Annotated in this window: 18 protein-coding genes, 5 tRNA genes and 1 riboswitch; of the genes, 5 read left to right on the top strand and 18 right to left on the bottom strand. The window is 62.5% G+C overall.

What is annotated here, in order from left to right; translation table 11 throughout:
- Positions 1-411: 411 nt before the first annotated feature.
- Positions 412-488: transfer RNA gene (locus QBK88_RS29660), tRNA-Arg, on the bottom strand.
- A gap of 358 nt (positions 489-846) precedes the next feature.
- Here QBK88_RS29660 and QBK88_RS29655 point away from each other — a divergent pair.
- Positions 847-1,086 carry a hypothetical protein gene (locus QBK88_RS29655; RefSeq protein WP_268144596.1) on the top strand — a complete coding sequence of 80 codons (240 nt, stop codon included), beginning with the start codon at positions 847-849 and terminating at the stop codon, positions 1,084-1,086.
- Between the two features lie 10 nt (positions 1,087-1,096).
- Positions 1,097-1,282: a PA3371 family protein gene (locus QBK88_RS29650; RefSeq protein ID WP_277964872.1), complete on the top strand. Its 186-nt coding sequence runs from the start codon at positions 1,097-1,099 to the stop codon at positions 1,280-1,282.
- Here QBK88_RS29650 and phnN read toward each other — a convergent pair.
- Positions 1,257-1,847, bottom strand: coding sequence for a phosphonate metabolism protein/1,5-bisphosphokinase (PRPP-forming) PhnN (gene phnN / locus QBK88_RS29645; RefSeq protein ID WP_277964871.1), 591 nt, complete (start codon positions 1,845-1,847; stop codon positions 1,257-1,259). The two genes, QBK88_RS29650 and phnN, sit on opposite strands and share 26 nt — an antisense overlap.
- 56 nt (positions 1,848-1,903) lie before the next feature.
- A complete protein-coding gene (locus tag QBK88_RS29640) occupies positions 1,904-2,332 on the bottom strand; it encodes a hypothetical protein (protein ID WP_277964873.1) in 429 nt (142 codons plus the stop codon).
- Here QBK88_RS29640 and QBK88_RS29635 point away from each other — a divergent pair.
- Positions 2,225-2,551, top strand: coding sequence for an Arc family DNA-binding protein (locus QBK88_RS29635; protein WP_158158239.1), 327 nt, complete (start codon positions 2,225-2,227; stop codon positions 2,549-2,551). The two genes, QBK88_RS29640 and QBK88_RS29635, sit on opposite strands and share 108 nt — an antisense overlap.
- A 78-nt stretch (positions 2,552-2,629) precedes the next feature.
- On the opposite strand, the gene mgtE is transcribed toward QBK88_RS29635, so the two are convergent.
- Positions 2,630-4,072, bottom strand: coding sequence for a magnesium transporter (gene mgtE, locus QBK88_RS29630; protein ID WP_268144603.1), 1,443 nt, complete (start codon positions 4,070-4,072; stop codon positions 2,630-2,632).
- Between the two features lie 317 nt (positions 4,073-4,389).
- On the opposite strand from mgtE, the gene QBK88_RS29625 reads away from it, so the two are divergent.
- Positions 4,390-4,647 carry a hypothetical protein gene (locus QBK88_RS29625; protein ID WP_277964870.1) on the top strand — a complete coding sequence of 86 codons (258 nt, stop codon included), beginning with the start codon at positions 4,390-4,392 and terminating at the stop codon, positions 4,645-4,647.
- Between the two features lie 85 nt (positions 4,648-4,732).
- Here the strand turns inward: QBK88_RS29625 and QBK88_RS29620 are convergent.
- The 7 genes from QBK88_RS29620 to alaS form a co-directional block, all read right to left on the bottom strand.
- Positions 4,733-4,809 (bottom strand) — tRNA-Arg (locus tag QBK88_RS29620).
- Between the two features lie 78 nt (positions 4,810-4,887).
- Positions 4,888-4,964 (bottom strand) — tRNA-Arg (locus QBK88_RS29615).
- Between the two features lie 78 nt (positions 4,965-5,042).
- A tRNA-Arg gene (locus tag QBK88_RS29610) sits at positions 5,043-5,119 on the bottom strand.
- Between the two features lie 107 nt (positions 5,120-5,226).
- Positions 5,227-5,317 (bottom strand) — tRNA-Ser (locus QBK88_RS29605).
- Positions 5,318-5,388: 71 nt separating this feature from the next.
- The gene (gene csrA / locus QBK88_RS29600) at positions 5,389-5,577 is read right to left on the bottom strand and encodes a carbon storage regulator CsrA (protein WP_158156485.1); all 189 of its coding nucleotides are present in this window, start codon (positions 5,575-5,577) and stop codon (positions 5,389-5,391) included.
- A gap of 90 nt (positions 5,578-5,667) precedes the next feature.
- Positions 5,668-6,906 (bottom strand): aspartate kinase, encoded by a 1,239-nt coding sequence (locus QBK88_RS29595; RefSeq protein ID WP_268144605.1) that lies wholly within the window; start codon positions 6,904-6,906, stop codon positions 5,668-5,670.
- 97 nt (positions 6,907-7,003) lie between these two features.
- The gene (gene alaS / locus QBK88_RS29590; RefSeq protein WP_277964869.1) at positions 7,004-9,628 is read right to left on the bottom strand and encodes an alanine--tRNA ligase; all 2,625 of its coding nucleotides are present in this window, start codon (positions 9,626-9,628) and stop codon (positions 7,004-7,006) included.
- Between the two features lie 363 nt (positions 9,629-9,991).
- Positions 9,992-10,147, top strand: a riboswitch (FMN riboswitch).
- A 91-nt stretch (positions 10,148-10,238) separates the two neighbouring features.
- On the opposite strand from alaS, the gene QBK88_RS29585 reads away from it, so the two are divergent.
- A complete protein-coding gene (locus tag QBK88_RS29585; RefSeq protein ID WP_158156480.1) occupies positions 10,239-10,739 on the top strand; it encodes a 6,7-dimethyl-8-ribityllumazine synthase in 501 nt (166 codons plus the stop codon).
- A 97-nt stretch (positions 10,740-10,836) separates the two neighbouring features.
- On the opposite strand, the gene astE is transcribed toward QBK88_RS29585, so the two are convergent.
- The 7 genes from astE to QBK88_RS29550 all read right to left on the bottom strand — a co-directional run bounded on the left by astE (position 10,837) and on the right by QBK88_RS29550 (position 18,394).
- Complete coding sequence (astE, locus tag QBK88_RS29580; protein ID WP_277964868.1) at positions 10,837-11,823, bottom strand: succinylglutamate desuccinylase; 987 nt, start codon at positions 11,821-11,823, stop codon at positions 10,837-10,839.
- 12 nt (positions 11,824-11,835) lie between these two features.
- Positions 11,836-12,120, bottom strand: a complete 285-nt coding sequence (locus QBK88_RS29575; RefSeq protein ID WP_158156476.1) for a topoisomerase II — start codon at positions 12,118-12,120, stop codon at positions 11,836-11,838.
- Positions 12,121-12,132: 12 nt separating this feature from the next.
- On the bottom strand, positions 12,133-13,482 hold the full coding sequence (astB, locus tag QBK88_RS29570) for an N-succinylarginine dihydrolase (RefSeq protein ID WP_277964867.1): 1,350 nt from the start codon (positions 13,480-13,482) through the stop codon (positions 12,133-12,135).
- Between the two features lie 37 nt (positions 13,483-13,519).
- Entirely contained in the window at positions 13,520-14,983 is a 1,464-nt protein-coding gene (astD, locus tag QBK88_RS29565; RefSeq protein WP_277964866.1) for a succinylglutamate-semialdehyde dehydrogenase, read from the bottom strand.
- The gene (astA, locus tag QBK88_RS29560; protein ID WP_268144614.1) at positions 14,980-16,014 is read right to left on the bottom strand and encodes an arginine N-succinyltransferase; all 1,035 of its coding nucleotides are present in this window, start codon (positions 16,012-16,014) and stop codon (positions 14,980-14,982) included. The genes astD and astA overlap by 4 nt, the downstream gene beginning before the upstream one ends.
- Before the next feature lie 61 nt (positions 16,015-16,075).
- Positions 16,076-17,104: an arginine/ornithine succinyltransferase subunit alpha gene (aruF, locus tag QBK88_RS29555; RefSeq protein WP_268144615.1), complete on the bottom strand. Its 1,029-nt coding sequence runs from the start codon at positions 17,102-17,104 to the stop codon at positions 16,076-16,078.
- A 69-nt stretch (positions 17,105-17,173) separates the two neighbouring features.
- On the bottom strand, positions 17,174-18,394 hold the full coding sequence (locus tag QBK88_RS29550) for an aspartate aminotransferase family protein (RefSeq protein WP_277964865.1): 1,221 nt from the start codon (positions 18,392-18,394) through the stop codon (positions 17,174-17,176).
- Positions 18,395-18,518 lie beyond the last annotated feature (124 nt).

Here is an 18,518-nt window from a genome sequence, read left to right as displayed (position 1 = left end):
CTTTTAGGTCAAAAGGTTCCCTGCTTGGCACCCTATAAAGGCCGCCAGGTGCCTGCCTGGGGATCTTCATGCCTCATGACATCGAGCGCCGCCCGCGCGGCGCGACCCGGCCTAACGGCCGGTGCTACCCGTTTGTTTCGGGCCAGTTATGCCTGTTAGATCACCCCGACCGCCTTGTTTGTTCACTTCAAATCTGTAGTGAAAGGACAAGGCGGACCAGGCAATGGGCCAGACAAAACTGGCCCGAAACAAATGTGGGACCGGGCTTGCCCGGGAAGCGCCGCGCGGGCGGCGCGCGATCTCAAGGGCGCCAGAAAGCCCGAGACATGCGCAGGGAGGCCTTCAGGCAACCTCCAGACAAGCGCCTGGCGGCCTTTATGCAATCCGCATAAAGGAAGGCAATGAATTCTATGGTGTCCCAGGGCAGGTTCGAACTGCCAACCTTCCCCTTAGGAGGGGGACGCTCTATCCAATTGAGCTACTGAGACATAGGTAGAACGCTACCAGGAACCGGCAGCGCGACGGACGGCGTGCATGTTACCCAGCCCGCCCGCGTTTGTCATGTCATCCGTGACCTTTGTGCCTGTAGGCAACCGCCGTTACGAAGGGAACTTTTCGCGATTCCAGCGCAACCCCTCTGCCACGGGCGCTGCGCCCGCTCGTGCATTTTGCAAGGCTGCCAATTGGCCATCTTGCAGATTGCAACCTGCCATCCTTTTGAAAACCCTGTAAACTACTGAAAACACTGGGTTTTAACCGCACGATCAAGTTGGCACGAGGCCTGCTGTAGTCACTCCTATAAAAAGTGGCCATGCAGCCCTTCACCCTCTTCGCGGAGACAGCCCCATGAACAGCACCCTCTTAGCCTTGAACACGCTGGCGCTCGTCGCCCTGGTGGCTTTTCACTTCCACGATGCCAGCCAGCCGGATGCGGCGCTGGCGCCTGTTCAGGTCGAGCACTTCATGCCACGGCCAGCTCCGCAATTGGCAGACATGAACCCGAACCGAGGGATGCCGGTGTTGACGTCGCAGCCAGATGAGGGCGAGGCGACGCCAGTGCATCACATTGAACGCTTTACCTTCTGAGGAGCCGCACATGTCCAAAAGCGCATGGGCCTTTTTTCTGGTTGCCATCGCCAGCTTCCTGGCCGCGGTGACGCTACCGCCGGACGCCGGTCAGGCCAGCGCCCTGCTGGGTACCGTCAGCGGTGTGGCTGGCGTGCTGTTGCTGCTGGCCTTGTTCCGAGGCCGCAAGATCAAGTTCGATCCATCGTTGCGTTGATGCCGTGACGTGCCAGCAGCGCCAGCAGGCGCTGCACCGCTGACGCAAGGTCGGCGGAATTGTCCAGCGCTTCGATGCGCACACTTCCCTCCTCCCATTCGCTTGCGTCCGCCTGCAGGCGCGCGTTGCGTGCAAGGCGCTGGTCGATCTCGGCCAGGCTCTCGCGGCCACGGCTCAGCAAGCGCTGGCGCAGCACGTCGGCATCCACGGTGATCAGTACCGGCAGCAGTTCAGGGTAGCGCTGCAATGCCCGAGGCAACCAGGCACGGGAACCGTTGACCAGCACATGGTGGCCGCCCGCCAGGCGTGCGCTGATGTCAGCACCGATACCATATTGCAAACCATTGGCCTGCCAGTTCATGGCAAACTCGCCGGCCTCGCGCATGCGCGCGAACGTATCCGGACCAACCCCCACGGCATCTTCACCCACCGCCTCGGCGGACCTGGTGATAATGCGCCGCGCTACGTGTACGTCAACCTGGGCCAACGCACTGCGTGCCGCCTCGATGACACTGTCCTTGCCTGACCCCGAGGGGCCCATGAGGTAAATCAAACGTCCCGACATCTTATCGCCCTGTATGGCGTCGTGCTGGCAAACTGCCAAAATGCCACTATGCTGAGTCATAGGGTAGCTCGCGCGTCATTGTGCACAGGTTGCACCCGACGAGCCAGAGCACCTCTTGAGATGGCGTTGGCGAAAACGATGGTCGCCTGGCGGTGGGGATTTTCTAACCAGTGCTCATTTTCGACAATTGGTGCTGGCAAAAAGCCCTCATTCAGTTCAATATTTGTCACAGAATTGGCGCCAATGAAATGGCGACTATGAGGCATCATAGAAGCCTCTTTCACAATTCGGGTTGAACTTTTGCTGTAGCGACTGTCGTAAACACATCGTGCGGCTAATTTCGAGAACCGCTCCCCCTGAACTAAACGGTCAAATATATGCGCCCATTGAAACAGGCTATTTACTCCAGCCGTACGGCTGACAAATTCGTCGTACGCCTTCCCGATGGAATGCGTGAGCGCATTGCAGAGGTAGCTCGTAATCATCACCGTAGCATGAACTCGGAAATCATCGCCCGCCTGGAGCAGAGCCTCATTCAGGAAGGCGCCCTGGGCGAAGAACTGAGCATGCGCCTGGACAGCCCCGAGCTGTCCCTGCACGAGCGCGAACTGCTGCAACGCTTCCGCCAACTGTCGCACCGCCAGCAGAACGCGCTGGTGTCGTTGATCGACCACAACGCCGAGGCCGCCGCCGACGCCTCGTGAGCGTTCGTCACTGCCCATGAAAAAAGCCAGCGCTAAGCTGGCTTTTTTTGTGGGCGGCGATTGCGCCAGGCATCCGGGTTACATCAGGAACAGCGTGGCCAGGCCCAGGAAGATGAAGAAGCCGCCGCTGTCGGTCATGGCGGTGATCATCACGCTGGAGCCCATGGCCGGGTCGCGGCCGAACTTGGCCAGGGTCATGGGGATGAGCACGCCCATGAAGGCAGCCAACAGCAGGTTGAGCGTCATGGCGGCCGTCATGACCACCCCCAGCGACCAACTGCCATACAACATGTAGGCGACCACGCCGATGACACCCCCCCAGATGATGCCGTTGATGAGCGACACCGCCAGCTCCTTGCGCAGCAGGCGGGAGGTGTTGCCGGGGCTGACCTGGTCCAGCGCCATGGCCCGCACGATCATGGTGATGGTCTGGTTGCCGGAGTTGCCACCGATACCGGCCACGATCGGCATCAGCGCCGCCAGGGCCACCAGGCGTTCGATGGAGCCTTCGAACAGGCCGATCACCCGAGAGGCCACGAAAGCGGTGATCAGGTTGATGGCCAGCCACGACCAGCGGTTGCGCAGCGAGCGCCACACTGAGGCAAAGATGTCTTCTTCCTCACGCAGACCGGCCATGTTGAGGACTTCGGTCTCGCTCTCCTCGCGGATCAGGTCAACCATCTCGTCAATGGTCAGACGGCCGATCAGGCGGGCGTTCTTGTCGACCACGGGCGCAGAGATCAGGTCGTAGCGCTCGAATGCCTGAGCCGCGTCGTAGGCATCCTCATCAGGGTGGAACGACACAGGGTCGTTGGCCATGACCTCGGCAACCTGCTTTTCCGGGTCGTTGACCAGCAGGCGCTTGATCGGCAGCACGCCCTTGAGCACGCCATCCTGGTCGACCACGAACAGCTTGTCGGTATGGCCCGGCAGTTCCTTGAGGCGACGCAGGTAGCGCAGCACCACTTCCAGGCTGACGTCTTCGCGGATGGTGACCATCTCGAAGTCCATCAACGCACCCACCTGCTCCTCGTCGTAGCTCAGGGCCGAACGCACGCGCTCGCGCTGCTGGGCATCAAGGCTTTCCATCAGCTCATGGACAACATCACGAGGCAGCTCGGGAGCCAGGTCGGCGAGTTCGTCGGCGTCCATCTCCCGGGCAGCGGCGAGCAACTCGTGATCGTCCATGTCGGCGATCAGGGTTTCACGCACCGAGTCGGATACTTCGAGGAGGATGTCACCATCACGCTCGACCTTGACCAACTGCCAGACCGTCAGACGGTCTTCCAGGGGCAAGGCTTCGAGGATGTAGGCGACGTCGGCAGAGTGCAGGTCATCGAGCTTGCGTTGCAGCTCGACGAGGTTCTGCCGGTGCACCAGGTTTTCCACCAGCTCGCCATGCTGGCCTTCCTGGCGGTGCGTCAGGTCTTCGACCACACGCTGGCGCTGCAGCAATTCGACCACCTGGGCCAGGCGATCCTGCAGGCTGTCTTGCGGCTTTTTTACTTCTACTTCAGTCATAGGCGAACTCCACCCCCAGCAGCGGAGTACGCCGGAGGTTCAATCGGTCGATTCTTGATAAGTGCAGCGAGCTATTGAGTAACTACTGGGTAAGTCCATGGATATAGTCCAAAGCCCCGGCGGGGCTGACGGGCGCAATGATACACCGCCTGCAGGCTTTTAATGCGAAAAAATCTGGCAAGAACAAAAGCTTGCGCACGAAAGCTCAGCGCCTTGCCAACATTGTTGATGGGACGACGCACGCGGAAAGAAAAGCACCGCCCCCAGGGCGAAAAACAGCGCTAGGCTTTGGACCACAGCGTCATGGAGGACGTTCGATGAAAGCCACCCACTACCTGGCCGGCCTGCTGCTGGCCTGCCCTACCCTGGAAGCCTTGGGCCAGACCGTGTCGCGCTGTGAAGACGACGAGGGGCACCTGACCTTCACCACCCTGCAATGCCCGCCCGGGACGCACCACAGCCTGCACAGGGCCTACCACCCACTCCTGACGAGCGATACCGAGCGCACGGCTGTGCGCGAGCGTGAGGAACGCAGGCGACAAGACCAGGAATTGCGAAGAATGAGCGAGGAGTAAACGCACTGCATGAGCATGGGGCGCGAGAAGGACACCCTGGAAAGCAAAAAGCCCGCCTTCAGAAGAAGGCGGGCTTTCACTTGTATGGTGCACTCGACAGGATTCGAACCTGTGACCGCTCGGTTCGTAGCCGAGTACTCTATCCAGCTGAGCTACGAGTGCAAGGTTGGCGCTTGGTAGACCAGATCACCTCTGGTTGTTGCAGAAGACTCTCTCGTTACCGAAACAGACTTCGTAAAATGGTGCACTCGACAGGATTCGAACCTGTGACCGCTCGGTTCGTAGCCGAGTACTCTATCCAGCTGAGCTACGAGTGCACGATGGTACTTGATGGACCAGATCACCTCTGGTTTGTTGCAAGAAGACTCTTTCGTTACCGAAACAGACCTCTTAAATGGTGCACTCGACAGGATTCGAACCTGTGACCGCTCGGTTCGTAGCCGAGTACTCTATCCAGCTGAGCTACGAGTGCATATGTTGCCGCGCATCATAGTTCGTTGAAACTTTTTGTAAAGCACTTTTTTCAGTAATTTCAACAACTTACCTAAAAAGCCAGTTTTCAACGCCCTAAAGAAATAATGGCGGAGAACGGGGGATTCGAACCCCCGACACCCTTTTGAGGTGTACTCCCTTAGCAGGGGAGCGCCTTCGGCCACTCGGCCAGCTCTCCGCAACACGGGGCGTATATTATCGATAGCCCCTTTCTGACGCAAGCACTTTTTTCAAAAAAACCTAAATTAATTAAGCACTTGGTTCCTCGTCCTTCTCCTGCTTGATCCGCAGGTAGATTTCCTCGCGGTGAACAGCCACCTCTTTGGGGGCGTTCACGCCGATACGCACCTGATTGCCTTTGACGCCGAGCACGGTCACGGTGATCTCGCCATCACCAATCACCAGGCTTTCCGCGCACCGACGAGTCAAAATCAGCATTACCTCTCTCCTCACCCACTGCGTGGGGAACAACACGGTCTGTAAAAAAGCAAAAGGCGCGGCAGAGCCGCGCCTTCTGGGCAGACGCCTTTATTCGCCCTGGCGGGCAGCGTCCAGTTCGAAAGCGGTGTGCAGCGCGCGCACAGCCAGCTCCAGGTACTTCTCTTCAATGACCACCGACACCTTGATTTCGGAGGTGGAGATCATCTGGATGTTGATGCTCTCCTTGGCCAGCGCTTCGAACATGCGGCTGGCAACGCCCGCGTGGGAGCGCATGCCAACGCCGACGATCGACACCTTGGCAATCTTGGTGTCACCGATGGTCTGGCGCGCACCGATCTCGCGAGCGGTGTTCTCCAGCACCTGCAGCGCAGACTGGTAGTCGTTGCGGTGCACGGTGAAGGTGAAGTCGGTGGTGTTATCGTGCGAAACATTTTGCACGATCATGTCCACTTCAATGTTCGCGGCGCTGATGGGGCCCAGGATCTTGAACGCCACGCCAGGGGTGTCTGGCACGCCACGGATGGTCAGCTTGGCCTCATCGCGGTTGAAGGCGATGCCGGAAATGATCGGCTGTTCCATGGATTCCTCTTCATCAATGGTAATGAGGGTGCCCGGACCCTCCTGGAAGCTGTGCAGGACGCGCAGCGGGACGTTGTACTTGCCGGCGAATTCCACCGCGCGAATCTGCAGCACCTTGGAACCGAGGCTGGCCATTTCCAGCATTTCTTCAAAGGTGATCTTGTCCAGGCGCTGGGCCGTGGACACCACACGCGGGTCGGTGGTGTACACACCATCGACGTCGGTGTAGATCTGGCACTCATCGGCCTTGAGCGCGGCAGCCAGGGCGACACCGGTGGTGTCGGAGCCGCCGCGGCCCAGGGTGGTGATGTTGCCGTGCTCGTCCACGCCCTGGAAGCCCGCCACGACCACGACCCGACCGGCCTTGAGGTCGGAACGGATCTTCTGGTCGTCGATCTGCAGGATGCGCGCCTTGGTGTGCGAGCTGTCCGTGAGAATACGCACCTGGTTGCCGGTGTAGGACACCGCCGGCACACCACGCTTGATCAGGGCCATCGCCAGCAAGGCAATGGTGACCTGCTCACCGGTGGACACGATCACGTCCAGCTCACGCGGGACCGGCTGCTCGCCGCCACTGGCCTGTTTGGCCAATTCGATCAGGCGGTTGGTTTCGCCGCTCATGGCAGACAGTACAACCACCAGGTCGTCGCCGGCTTCGCGGAATTTCTTAACCTTCTCGGCCACCTGCTCGATACGCTCGACAGTGCCGACGGAGGTGCCTCCGAATTTTTGTACGATCAAAGCCATTTCAAAGCCGCCTCAGCCCGTGAAGGGCGCCCATTAAACAATCAAACGCTACAACGCGGGGGCCAGTGACTAGACCACTGGCCCCCGCGAGGGTGAATCAGAGACCTTGTTCGACGAACGGCACGGTCAGGGCCAGGGCCGCGTCCAGCGCGCCGGCGTCGACGCCGCCGCCCTGGGCCATGTCCGGACGCCCGCCGCCCTTGCCGCCGACTGCCGCGGCAGCCTGCTTCATCAAGTCGCCAGCCTTCAGTTTCGAAGTCAGCTCCTTGGTGACGCCGGCCACCAGCACGACTTTTTCCTCATGCACGCCACCGAGCAGGATCACGCCCTCGCCCAGCTTGTTCTTCAATTGGTCGACCAGCGCCAGCAGCGCCTTGCCGTCCTGGCCGTCCAGGCGCGCAGCCAGCACCTTGACACCCTTGACGTCCACGGCCGAGGCCGACAGGTCGTCACCGGCGGCGCTGGCAGCCTTGGCTTGCAGTTGTTCCAGCTGTTTTTCCAGCTGGCGGTTGCGCTCGATCACCGCCGACAGCTTGTCGATCAGGTTGTCGCGGCTGCCCTTGACCAGTTGCGCGGCTTCCTTGAGCTGCTCTTCGGCACCGTTCAGGTAAGCCAGCGCAGCGGCGCCAGTGATGCCTTCGATACGGCGCACGCCCGAGGCCACACCGCCTTCGCTGACGATCTTGAACAGGGCAATGTCGCCGGTACGGTTGGCGTGGATACCGCCACACAGCTCGACGGAGAAGTCGCCACCCATGGTCAGAACGCGCACCTGGTCGCCGTATTTCTCGCCGAACAGGGCCATGGCGCCCTTGGCGCGGGCGGTCTCGATGTCGGTTTCTTCGGTTTGAACCGGCGTATTCTTGCGGATCTCGGCGTTGACGATGTCTTCCAGCGCCTTGATCTGCTCGGGCTTGATGGCCTCGAAGTGGCTGAAGTCGAAACGCAGGCGCTGGCTGTCCACCAGCGAGCCTTTCTGCTGCACATGGTCACCCAGCACCTGGCGCAGGGCCGCGTGCAAAAGGTGAGTGGCAGAGTGGTTCAGCGAGGTGGCGTGCTGCATGTCGCCGTCGACCTGGGCGGTCAACTCGGCGCCGACGTTCAGGTTGCCCAGCGAAACCACACCGTGGTGCAGGAACGCGCCGCCGGTCTTGGTGGTGTCGCGCACGTCGAAGCGGCCATTGCCGGCCAGCAGGTAACCGCGGTCGCCGACCTGTCCACCGGATTCGCCGTAGAAAGGCGTCTGGTCGAGAATGACCACGCCCTCTTCGCCTTCAGCCAGTTGCTGCACGGCCGCGCCGTCCTTATAGAGGGCCACGACCTTGGCAGCACCCTGGTGGCCGGCGTAACCGGTGAACACGGTAGGTACGTCGACCTTGACCAGGGCGTTGTAGTCCATGCCGAACGAGCTGGCGGAGCGAGCGCGCACGCGCTGGGCTTCCATTTCGCGTTCGAAGCCGACTTCGTCCAGGGTCAGGTTGCGCTCACGGGCGATGTCGCCGGTCAGGTCCATCGGGAAACCATAGGTGTCGTACAGCTTGAACACCACGTCACCCGGCACCACGGTACCCTTGAGGGTCGCCAGGTCGGACTCGAGGATTTTCAGGCCCTGTTCCAAGGTCTTGGCGAACTGCTCCTCCTCGGCCTTGAGCACGCGCTCGATGTGCGCCTGCTGAGCCTTGAGCTCAGGGAAAGCTTCGCCCATCTCGGCCACCAGCGCGGCAACGATCTGGTAGAAGAAGCTGCCCTTGGCGCCCAGCTTGTTGCCATGGCGGCAGGCGCGACGAATGATACGACGCAGCACGTAGCCGCGGCCTTCGTTGGACGGCAGCACGCCGTCGGCGATCAGGAAGCCGCAGGAACGGATGTGGTCGGCCACCACTTTCAGCGATGGCTGGTTGTCGTTGGTGCAACCGATGGCCTGGGCCGACGAGGCCAGCAGGCTCTGGAACAGGTCGATCTCGTAGTTCGAGTGCACGTGCTGCAGCACGGCGCTGATGCGCTCCAGGCCCATGCCGGTATCCACCGACGGCGCTGGCAGCGGGTGCAGCACGCCGTCGGCGGTGCGGTTGAACTGCATGAAGACGTTGTTCCAGATCTCGATGTAGCGGTCACCGTCTTCTTCCGGCGAGCCGGGTGGGCCGCCCCAGATGTCGGCGCCGTGGTCGTAGAAGATCTCGGTGCATGGGCCGCATGGGCCGGTATCGCCCATGGTCCAGAAGTTGTCGGAAGCGTACGGGGCGCCCTTGTTGTCGCCGATGCGCACCATGCGCTCGGCCGGCACGCCGACTTCCTTGGTCCAGATGTCGTAGGCTTCGTCATCGCTGGCGTAGACCGTCACCCACAGTTTTTCCTTGGGCAGGTTCAGCCATTTGTCCGAGGTCAGGAAGGTCCAGGCGAAGGTGATGGCGTCGCGCTTGAAATAGTCACCGAAGCTGAAGTTGCCCAGCATTTCGAAGAACGTGTGGTGACGGGCGGTGTAGCCGACGTTTTCCAGGTCGTTGTGCTTGCCACCGGCACGCACGCATTTCTGGCTGCTGACCGCGCGGGTGTAGGCGCGCTTTTCCTGGCCCAGGAAACAATCCTTGAACTGGTTCATGCCCGCGTTGGTGAACAGCAGGGTTGGGTCATTGCCCGGGATCAAGGAGCTGGAGGCTACACGGGTGTGGCCTTGCTCTTCGAAGAAGCGAAGGAAGGCTTCACGGATTTCTGCGCTTTTCATTAGGTTCTTCCACGACAGGCTGCGGCCATAGGCCAGTTCGAAACGTCACTGGACGTTTCGACGGCAAAGGGCCGCATTATATCGGCCCTGAGGCCGCGGTACAGTGTGTTTATACGTCACAGGCTGCCAATCGGGGCCCCGGCTGTCAATTTATGCCTGAATCCGCCCTCCACAAGGCACCGCCCGGTAGCAGCGGACTTGGCCGCGTCAAGAACGCCGCTTGGTTTCAGGCATGCCGCCGGGCCGCTGAAGGGTGTGCGCTGACCAAAAGTTTGGCGCCTACAACTAAATGGTTAGCGCTCTGGCGATGCACAGTGCAAAAAAGTATGTTAAAAATCTCCCCGCCGCCTACCGATGGGCGGCAAACGTTCTCAGGGCGGGGTGCAATTCCCCACCGGCGGTAATGGTGCGCAATGCGCCTAGCCCGCGAGCGCTTGGCAGGCTTTGGCCTGGCAAGGTCAGCAGACCCGGTGTGATTCCGGGGCCGACGGTCATAGTCCGGATGAAGAGAGAACGGGATTGGCACCCAAGGGCCGACGGCTGGCCGCGTACCCTTGAATCCCATTCGATCCAACTGCCCTGTTTTTCACACAAACAGGAGTCAACGTAGATGCAACCCACCGCAATCGACAGCAAAAGCCACCCGAACGAGCGCATCGCTTTCATCCAGGCTTGCTGGCACAAGGATATTGTCGACCAGGCCCGTATCGGCTTCGTCGAGCAGATCACCCAACTGGGCTACCAGGAAAGCGATATCGACGTCTATGAAGTTGGCGGCGCCTTTGAAATCCCGCTGCACGCCAAGCTGCTGGCCAAGACCGGCCGCTACGCCGGTATCGTTGGCGCGGCCCTGGTGGTGGACGGTGGTATCTACCGCCACGACTTCGTCGCCGCCACCGTGGTTGACGCGCTGATGCAAGTGCAACTGGAAACCGAAGTACCGGTGTTCTCGGTATCGCTGACCCCGCACAACTTCCACGGCCAGGAACACCACGACTATTTCTTCAAGCACTTCCTGCACAAGGGCCATGAAGCGGCCAACACCTGCGCCGACACCCTGCAGAAAGTCCGCGCCCTGCGCCGCCTGAGCGCCCAGCACAAGGTCGCCTGATTTGCGTTGACCTCTTCCCGAGCGTCGCCCGGCCCCACAAGGCATACACCCTTCATTGTGGGACCGGGCGAAGCTCGGGAAACAGACGCCACCGATCTCACACAGGAACGATCAGTATCCCCGCACGCAAGCCGTTCTTGACCTTGGGGTTGGGGAAAATGATGCGCGCACCCTCCTCCTCCACGATCCAGCGGCATTCGGCCAGGTCTTCGGCCAACAGATAGCCCTGGGGCAATTCCGAAAAGTTCTCCACGTCAGCCGGCAGATGCAGGCGGAACGCATCGCTGTGCTTGATCACCTCGCGGGCCACACGGAACTGCTTGAGGTGGCGCGGCTCGCCCAGGTCAGGCTCATTACCTTCGATGATCTGCTTCAGACGGGTTTCCAGCGGCGCCAGATTCACCTGCTCGTTATGGCCGAACGGCCGCGCCTTGCCCAGCTCCAGGGTAAAGGCCTCGGCCTCGAGCTGTTCATAGGTGTAGGCACTGAAGGTAATGGAGGGCTTGCTCTGCAGCAGCACCGCTTCCATGCCTGCCGCCTCCAGCCGCGCCAGCTCATGGGCTGAATGCTCGCGCCCTTCCTTGAAAGGGTACAGGGCGAACTGCTCGATCTTCGAGCCACGGATAGCGGTGTGCAGGTCGTAATGCAGCCGGGTGCGGCCGGGCACGCTGAAGAAGGTCGCCGCCAGCCGTTCCAGTTCACAGGCGCGCAACGCCTCGGGGCCGCTGGAGAGTTCGTGGCGGCCGTTGAACAGGCGGTTGACGTCCTGCTCCAGGTAACGCTCGCCGCGCCGGATGGCTTCCGGGTTGCCGAACAGGAAAAGCATACGGGCGCGCGGCTTGAGATCGCCGCGTGCGATGTCGTGCAACAGGCCATCAAGCAGCTCGATGGGCGCTGTCTCGTTGCCATGGATGCCCGCCGACAGCAGCAGGTCCAGGCCATTGTCCCGGGCGTCGGGAGGGCGGACCTCGAGGGCACCCTCGCCGAGCCAGCGCATGCGCACGCCTTCGACGGTCAGCTGAGTTTTCTCTGCCGGCTCACGGCCGGCGAGGGTCAATTCAAGCAGCTTGCCGAGGGCGAGCATAGGCGTCAGTCCTTAGTGTTGGCAGTCCGGACCATGTACGTGGTCGTCGTCTTCACCGGCGTCGGCCGGCTCCATCTCCAGTTGCAGGCTCACCAGGTTGGTGGCCAACGGGCGCAGCAGCAGGTTGGCGTATTCAGCATCGCCTTCCTCGACGTCAACGCCGATCAGCAACTGGCCGCGGCCATCCTGCTGGATCCAGACTTCCTTGCCTTGCCAGACCACGGCAAAGCGGGTGCAGGAGGTTTCCAGCTGGGTGCCGTCGGTGTCTTCAAGAATCAGCCGCAGGGCGTCGGACATGGGGAAAATCTCTCAAGGTTGAAGTTGGAAAGGGTAAACCGCGCCCAGTTTAAGGATTTGCGTCAGTTCATCCAATGCCGTGCGACATTCCAGCAGCAACTGCGGGTCGGCCAGGTCAGCTTCGCTGAGACGGTCGCGGTAATGACGGTCCACCCACTGGGTGAGCGTGTCATACAGCGGCGCGGTCATGATCACCCCGGGGTTCACCGCCGCCAGCTCGGTTTCATTCAGCGCCACACGCAAGCGCAGGCACGCGGGGCCACCGCCGTTCTGCATGCTCTGCTTGAGGTCGAACACCTTGACCTCGGCAATCGGCCCGCCCTGGGCGGTCAACTGTTGCAGGTACTGCCAGACACGCTCATTGGCGCGGCATTCCTCGGGCACGATCAGCAACATGGAGCCGTCTGCGCGCGACAGCAGCTGGCTGTTGAACAGGTAGGACCGTACCGCGTCCTCTACCGCGACCTGGCTGCGTGGCACGCACACCGCCTGGAAATTGCCGCCCCTTTTCGCCAGTTTAGCCTGCAGTTGCGCGAGCATCGGCGCGGTGTCGACAAAGGCGTCCTCGTGGTGGAACAGCAGCTCGCCGTTGCCCACCGCGATCACGTCGTTGTGGAACACGCCCTGGTCGATCACTGCCGGGTTCTGCTGAGCGTAGACCACGCCCTCCTCGCTCAGGCCATGCAGGCGGGCGACCGCCTGGGACGCCTCTAGCGTCTGGCGCGCCGGGTATTTCTGCGGTGCCGGGTAACGAGTGTCGAACGCACTGCGGCCGAACACGAAAAACTCCACGCCCGCTTCGCCGTAGTCGCGGCAGAAGCGCGTGTGGTTGGCCGCGCCCTCATCACCAAACTGACCAACGGCAGGCAATGCCGCGTGGTGGGCAAAATGGTGCTCGTCGCGAAACATGGCCCCCAGCACTCGGCTGGTGGTGGGGTGCTCGATGCTACGGTGATACTTGCAGTTCAGGTTCGCGGCAGTGAAATGCACGCGGCCGTCGGCGGTGTCGGCGCTAGGGCTGACCGTGGCGGCATTGGCCACCCACATGCTCGATGCCGAGCAACTGGCCACCAGCAATGGCATGGCATCGCGCGCCGCGCGCTCGATCACCTGAGCATCGCTGCCGCTGAAACCCAGCGCACGCAGGGCAGCTACATCCGGGCGCTCCTGAGGGGCAAGCACGCCTTGCTGAAAGCCCATGTCCATCAGCGCCTTCATCTTCGCCAGGCCCTGGCGCGCCGCCTCGCGCGGGTTGGACGCCTGCTGGCTGTTGCTCTGGGAGGCGACGTTGCCGTAGCTCAACCCACCATAGTTGTGGGTCGGCCCTACCAGGCCATCAAAATTCACTTCATAGGCTTTCATCGGCCAGGCTCCATGGATCTCATTGTCATGCACACGCTCACAGCTTCACGCCTGGGGTCAGGCTGGCCGGCAGGCTGACCTTCGGCGCCTCCAGGGATGCCACCGGGTAGGCGCAATAGTCAGCGGCATAGTAGGCACTGGCGCGGTGGTTGCCCGAGGCGCCGACGCCGCCAAAGGGTGCGGTGCTGGCCGCACCGGTCAACTGCTTGTTCCAGTTGACGATGCCAGCGCGGCTCTGCAGCCAGAACTGCTGGTAACGCGCTTCGGAATCCGACAGCAGGCCAGCGGCCAGGCCGTAGCGGGTATTGTTGGCCTCGGCGATGGCCGCATCGAAATGGCCATAGCGGATAACTTGCAGCAACGGGCCGAACCACTCTTCGTCAGCTCGCTCCCTGACCTGGGTGACATCGATGATGCCAGCGGTCAGCAGCGCGGCCGTCGGTTGTGGCTGAGTCATGCTCAGCAGCGCCGTGGCGCCTTTGGCCAGCAGGCCAGCCTGGGCATCGAGCAAGGCCTGGGCAGCCGCCAGCGACACCACCGAGCCCATGAATGGCGCCGGTTGCTGGTCGTAGGCACCCACCACCAGGTTGCCCGCCACCTCGACCAGGCGCTTGAGCAGCCCGTCACCCCACGCGCCTTCGGGCACGATCAGGCGACGGGCACAGGTGCAGCGTTGGCCGGCGGAAATGAACGCCGACTGGATGATGGTGTAGACCGCCGCTTCCAGGTCCTGGACTTCTTCCACCACCAGCGGGTTGTTGCCGCCCATTTCCAGGGCCAGGATCTTGTCCGGGCGCCCGGCGAACTGGTTGTGCAGCGCGTTGCCGGTACGGCTGGAGCCGGTGAAGAACAGGCCGTCGATGCCATCATGGGCGGCCAGGGCAATACCCGTGTCGCGTGCGCCGTGCAACAGGCTCAGCACACCGGCGGGCAAACCGGCGTCGATCCAGCACTGCACCGTCAGCTCGGCGACCTTGGGGGTCAGCTCGCTGGGCTTGAACAGCACGGCGTTACCCGCCAGCAGCGCCGGCACGATATGACCGTTGGGCAGGTGGCCGGGAAAGTTGTAGGGGCCGAACACGGCGACCACGCCATGAGGCTTGTGGCGCAGCACGGCGGTGGCGTCGGCCAGCGGCCCGCTCTTCTCGCCTGTGCGCTCTCGGTAGCTCTGGATCGAAATGGCAACTTTGTTGACCATGCTGGTCACTTCGGTGGCCGCTTCCCACAACGGCTTGCCGGTTTCCTCGCCGATGCAGCGGGCCAGTTCATCGGCGCGCGACTTGAGCGTGGTGGCGAATTTTTCCAGGACGCCGATACGCTCGTCCAACGGGCGCGAGGCCCAGCTGACGAAGGCATGACGGGCAGCGAACACCGCCTGATCTACCTGGGCCTCGCTGGCGGCGCGGCCTTGCCAGATCACCGCCTGGGTCACCGGGTTCAACGACTCCAGGGCCTCGCCCTGGCCTGCCAGCCACTGGCCGGCGACATACAGGGTGTTCATGAGCGTGCCTCCTTGCCAGCCTGGGGGGAGAGCGGCACCGCACGCACCTGGTCACCGGCACTGAGACGCAGGCGCTTGGCGGTCAAGGGGTCGACCACCAGGGTACCGGCCGCCTGGCGAGCGGGGGCCGCGGTGATCCGGCAGTCTTCGCGCTTGCGGTTGTGAATCACGTACGGCGTGGCATCGTCACCGGGGGTACCGATGGCCAGCACCAGCGCCTCGCTGTCCTGCACGGCGCGAATCTTGGCGGTCTCGCACTCGATGGCCGGGCCCGCGTCGAAGATATCGACGTAGCCCTGGTAGCTGAAGCCTTCGCCCTTGAGCATGGTCAACGCCGGCTCGGTGTCGGTGTGCACACGACCGATGACGTTGCGCGCCGCCTCCGACAGGAAGCAGGTGTACAACGGAAACTTGGGCATCAGTTCGGCAATGAATGCCTTGTTGCCAACGCCGGTCAGGTAGTCGGCCTGGCTGAATTCCATCTTGAAGAAATGCCGGCCCAGGCTCTCCCAGAACGGCGAGCGGCCGTTCTCGTCGGACATGCCGCGCATCTCGGCGATGATCTTCTTGCCAAACAGCTGCGGGAACTCGGCGATGAACATCAAGCGCGCCTTGGACAGCAGGCGCCCGTTGAGGCCGTTACGGTGTTCGCTGCGCAGGAATAGCGAGCACAGCTCGGAATTGCCAGTCAGGTCGTTGGCCAGGAACAGGGTGGGAATTTCCCGGTAAATGTCCAGTTCCTGGGAGGCGCTGACCGTCAGGCCTACCCGGTAGTTGTACCAGGGCTCACGCAGGCCCACCGCGCCGGCGATGGCGGAAATGCCCACCACCTGGCCGGCATCGTCTTCCAGCACGAACAGGTAGTCCGCGTCGCCGCGGCCGGCTTCGCCCCGGAAGGTCTTCTCGGCCCAGCCCACCCGGTGCGCCAGGCGCTCCTCGTTGGCCGGCAAGGTGGTCAGGCCGGTGCCGGTGCTGCGGGCCAGCTCGATCAGCGCGGGTAAGTCGCTGCTGCGTACGGGACGAACGATCATGCTTTCTCCTTGCGCGGGCCGCAGTGGCGGCCCGCAGAACTCGACCTGTGAATGACAGGTATCAAACCGCTACCAGGCGCACGCTGGCGCCTTCACCAACACCCAGGGCCTCGGCCGCTTCCAGGCTGAGGGTGACCGGCTTGCCGGGCACCCAGTCCAGTTCCAGCAACACGGCGCGGTAGTCCTGCAACTGGGCGTTGGCCACCAGGTAGGGGCGTGCGCCCTTGACCACGTCGCTGTGGCCACTGTCGAGCTTGACGGGCACCACGCGGCTCTGGGCAATGGAGCGGATGCCCGAGACCCGTGCATGCAGCGTCGGGCCGCCGTCGAAGATGTCGATGTAGTGGTCGGTCTCGAAACCCTCGCGCATGAGGATGTCGAAGGTGATCTGCGCCCGCGGGTGCACCTGGCCCATGGCTTCCTGGGCAGCGTCGGGCAGCAGTGGCACATAGATCGGGTAGTGCGGCATCAGCTCGGCCAGGAAGGTGCGGCTCTTGATACCGCACAGGCGCTCGGCCTCGGCGTAGTTGAGGTCGAAAAAGTTGCGGCCGATGGCGTCCCAGAACGGCGAGTCACCGTTCTCGTCGCTGTAGCCCACGATCTCGGTCACCACCGAGTCGGCGAAACGCTCGGGGTGGTTGGCCATGAACAGCAGGCGCGCCCGGGAGTTGAGCTCCGACCAGGCGCTGCCCACCAGCTCGGGCACCACGTAGAAACTGGTGAGCAGGCTGTTGCCGGTCAGGTCATGGCACTGGGAAAGCACGTGAATCTTGTTATGGATCTTCAGCTCGCGGGAAGCGTGCACGAAGGTCTCATTACGGAAACTGTAGAATGGTTCGGAATACCCCGCCGACGCGACGATGGCGGAACAGCCCACCAGGCGCTGGCTATGGGCGTCTTCCAGGACGAAGAAATAGCTTTCTTCACCGTTGAAGCTGACCTCGGCGGCGAAGGACGCTTCCGACTTGGCGATCTTGTCGCGCAGGCGGTCGGCGTCATCCGGCAACGACGTGACACCAATAGGGCTGTCCGCGGCCAGGCGTTGTACCTCGGCCAGGTCAGCCATTTGCGCAGGGCGCATTACCAGCATGGTGTCACTCCTTGGAATTGCTTGAAAAGAACGGCGAGCGCCAGGGCACCCGCCTTCACGACCCGGGAATCAGGCCTGGGTCAGTTGCTTGACGGCACGTTCGAAGCGGTCCAGACCTTCGTCGATGTCGGCGTCTTCGATCACCAGGCTCGGGGCGAAGCGCACCACGTCCGGGCCAGCCTGCAGGATCATCAGGTCATGCTGCTCGGCGGCGTTGAAGAAGTCCTTGGCCTTGCCTTTCCAGGCATCGCTGAGGGCGCAGCCGATCAGCAGGCCCAGGCCGCGGATTTCAGTGAACACGCCGTACTGCTCGCCGATCTGTTGCAGGCGAGCCTTGAAGCGCTCGTGCTTGGCCTTCACGCCGGCCAGCACTTCAGGGGTGTTGATCACGTCCATCACCGCCTCGCCCACGGCGCACGCCAACGGGTTGCCACCGTAGGTGGTGCCGTGCACGCCCACGGCGAAGTGCTTGGCCAGCTCGGTAGTGGTGAGCATGGCGCCGATGGGGAAACCGCCGCCCAGGCTCTTGGCGCTGGAGAGGATGTCCGGGGTCACGCCATAGTGCATGTAGGCGAACAGCTCGCCGCTGCGGCCCATGCCGCTCTGCACTTCGTCGAATACCAGCAGCGCATTGTGCTGGTCGCACAGCTCGCGGGCGCCTTGCAGGTAGGCCAGGTCGGCCGGCAGCACGCCGCCTTCACCTTGCACCGGCTCCAGCACCACGGCGCAGGTCTTGTCGGAGATGGCGGCTTTCAGGGCGGCCAGGTCGTTGTACGGAACGTGGGTGATACCGGTGATCTTCGGGCCGAAACCGTCGGAGTACTTGGGCTGGCCACCGACGCTGACCGTGAACAGGGTACGGCCATGGAAGCTGTTGGTGGCCGCGATGATCTCGTATTTGTCCGGGCCGAAGTTGTCATGGGCCACGCGGCGGGCCAGCTTGAAGGCGGCCTCGTTGGCTTCGGCGCCGGAGTTGCAGAAGAACACCCGGTCGGCAAACGTGGCGTCGACCAGCTTATGGGCCAGGCGCAGGGCCGGCTCGTTGGTGAAGACGTTGGACACGTGCCAGACCTTGTTGGCCTGCTCGGTTAGCGCGGCCACCAGCGCCGGGTGGGCGTGGCCCAGCACGTTCACGGCGATACCACCGGAGAAGTCCACCAGCTCGCGGCCGGCCTGGTCCCACACCCGGGAACCTGCGCCGCGCACCGGAATGAAGGCCGCCGGGGCGTAGTTGGGGACCATTACCTGGTCGAAATCGGCGCGTTGCACCTGGGCATGCTCAACGGACATCGGAGTCTCCTGAAGAGGAACGCCAGCCTGGTAATGGCCAGCGATGGGGGGATTGTAAGGACGAACCGGCGCCTGTCCTTGTCGCCAAGCGACAACTTATTACAGCGCCAAACCGCGAAAACCG

Origin of the sequence: Pseudomonas sp. RIT-To-2, assembly GCF_029623465.1 — a bacterium.
Classification (GTDB): Bacteria; Pseudomonadota; Gammaproteobacteria; order Pseudomonadales; family Pseudomonadaceae; genus Aquipseudomonas; species Aquipseudomonas silvicola.
The sequence above is the reverse complement of the archived record's forward strand: the minus strand, read 5'-3'. Positions and strand labels throughout refer to the sequence as shown.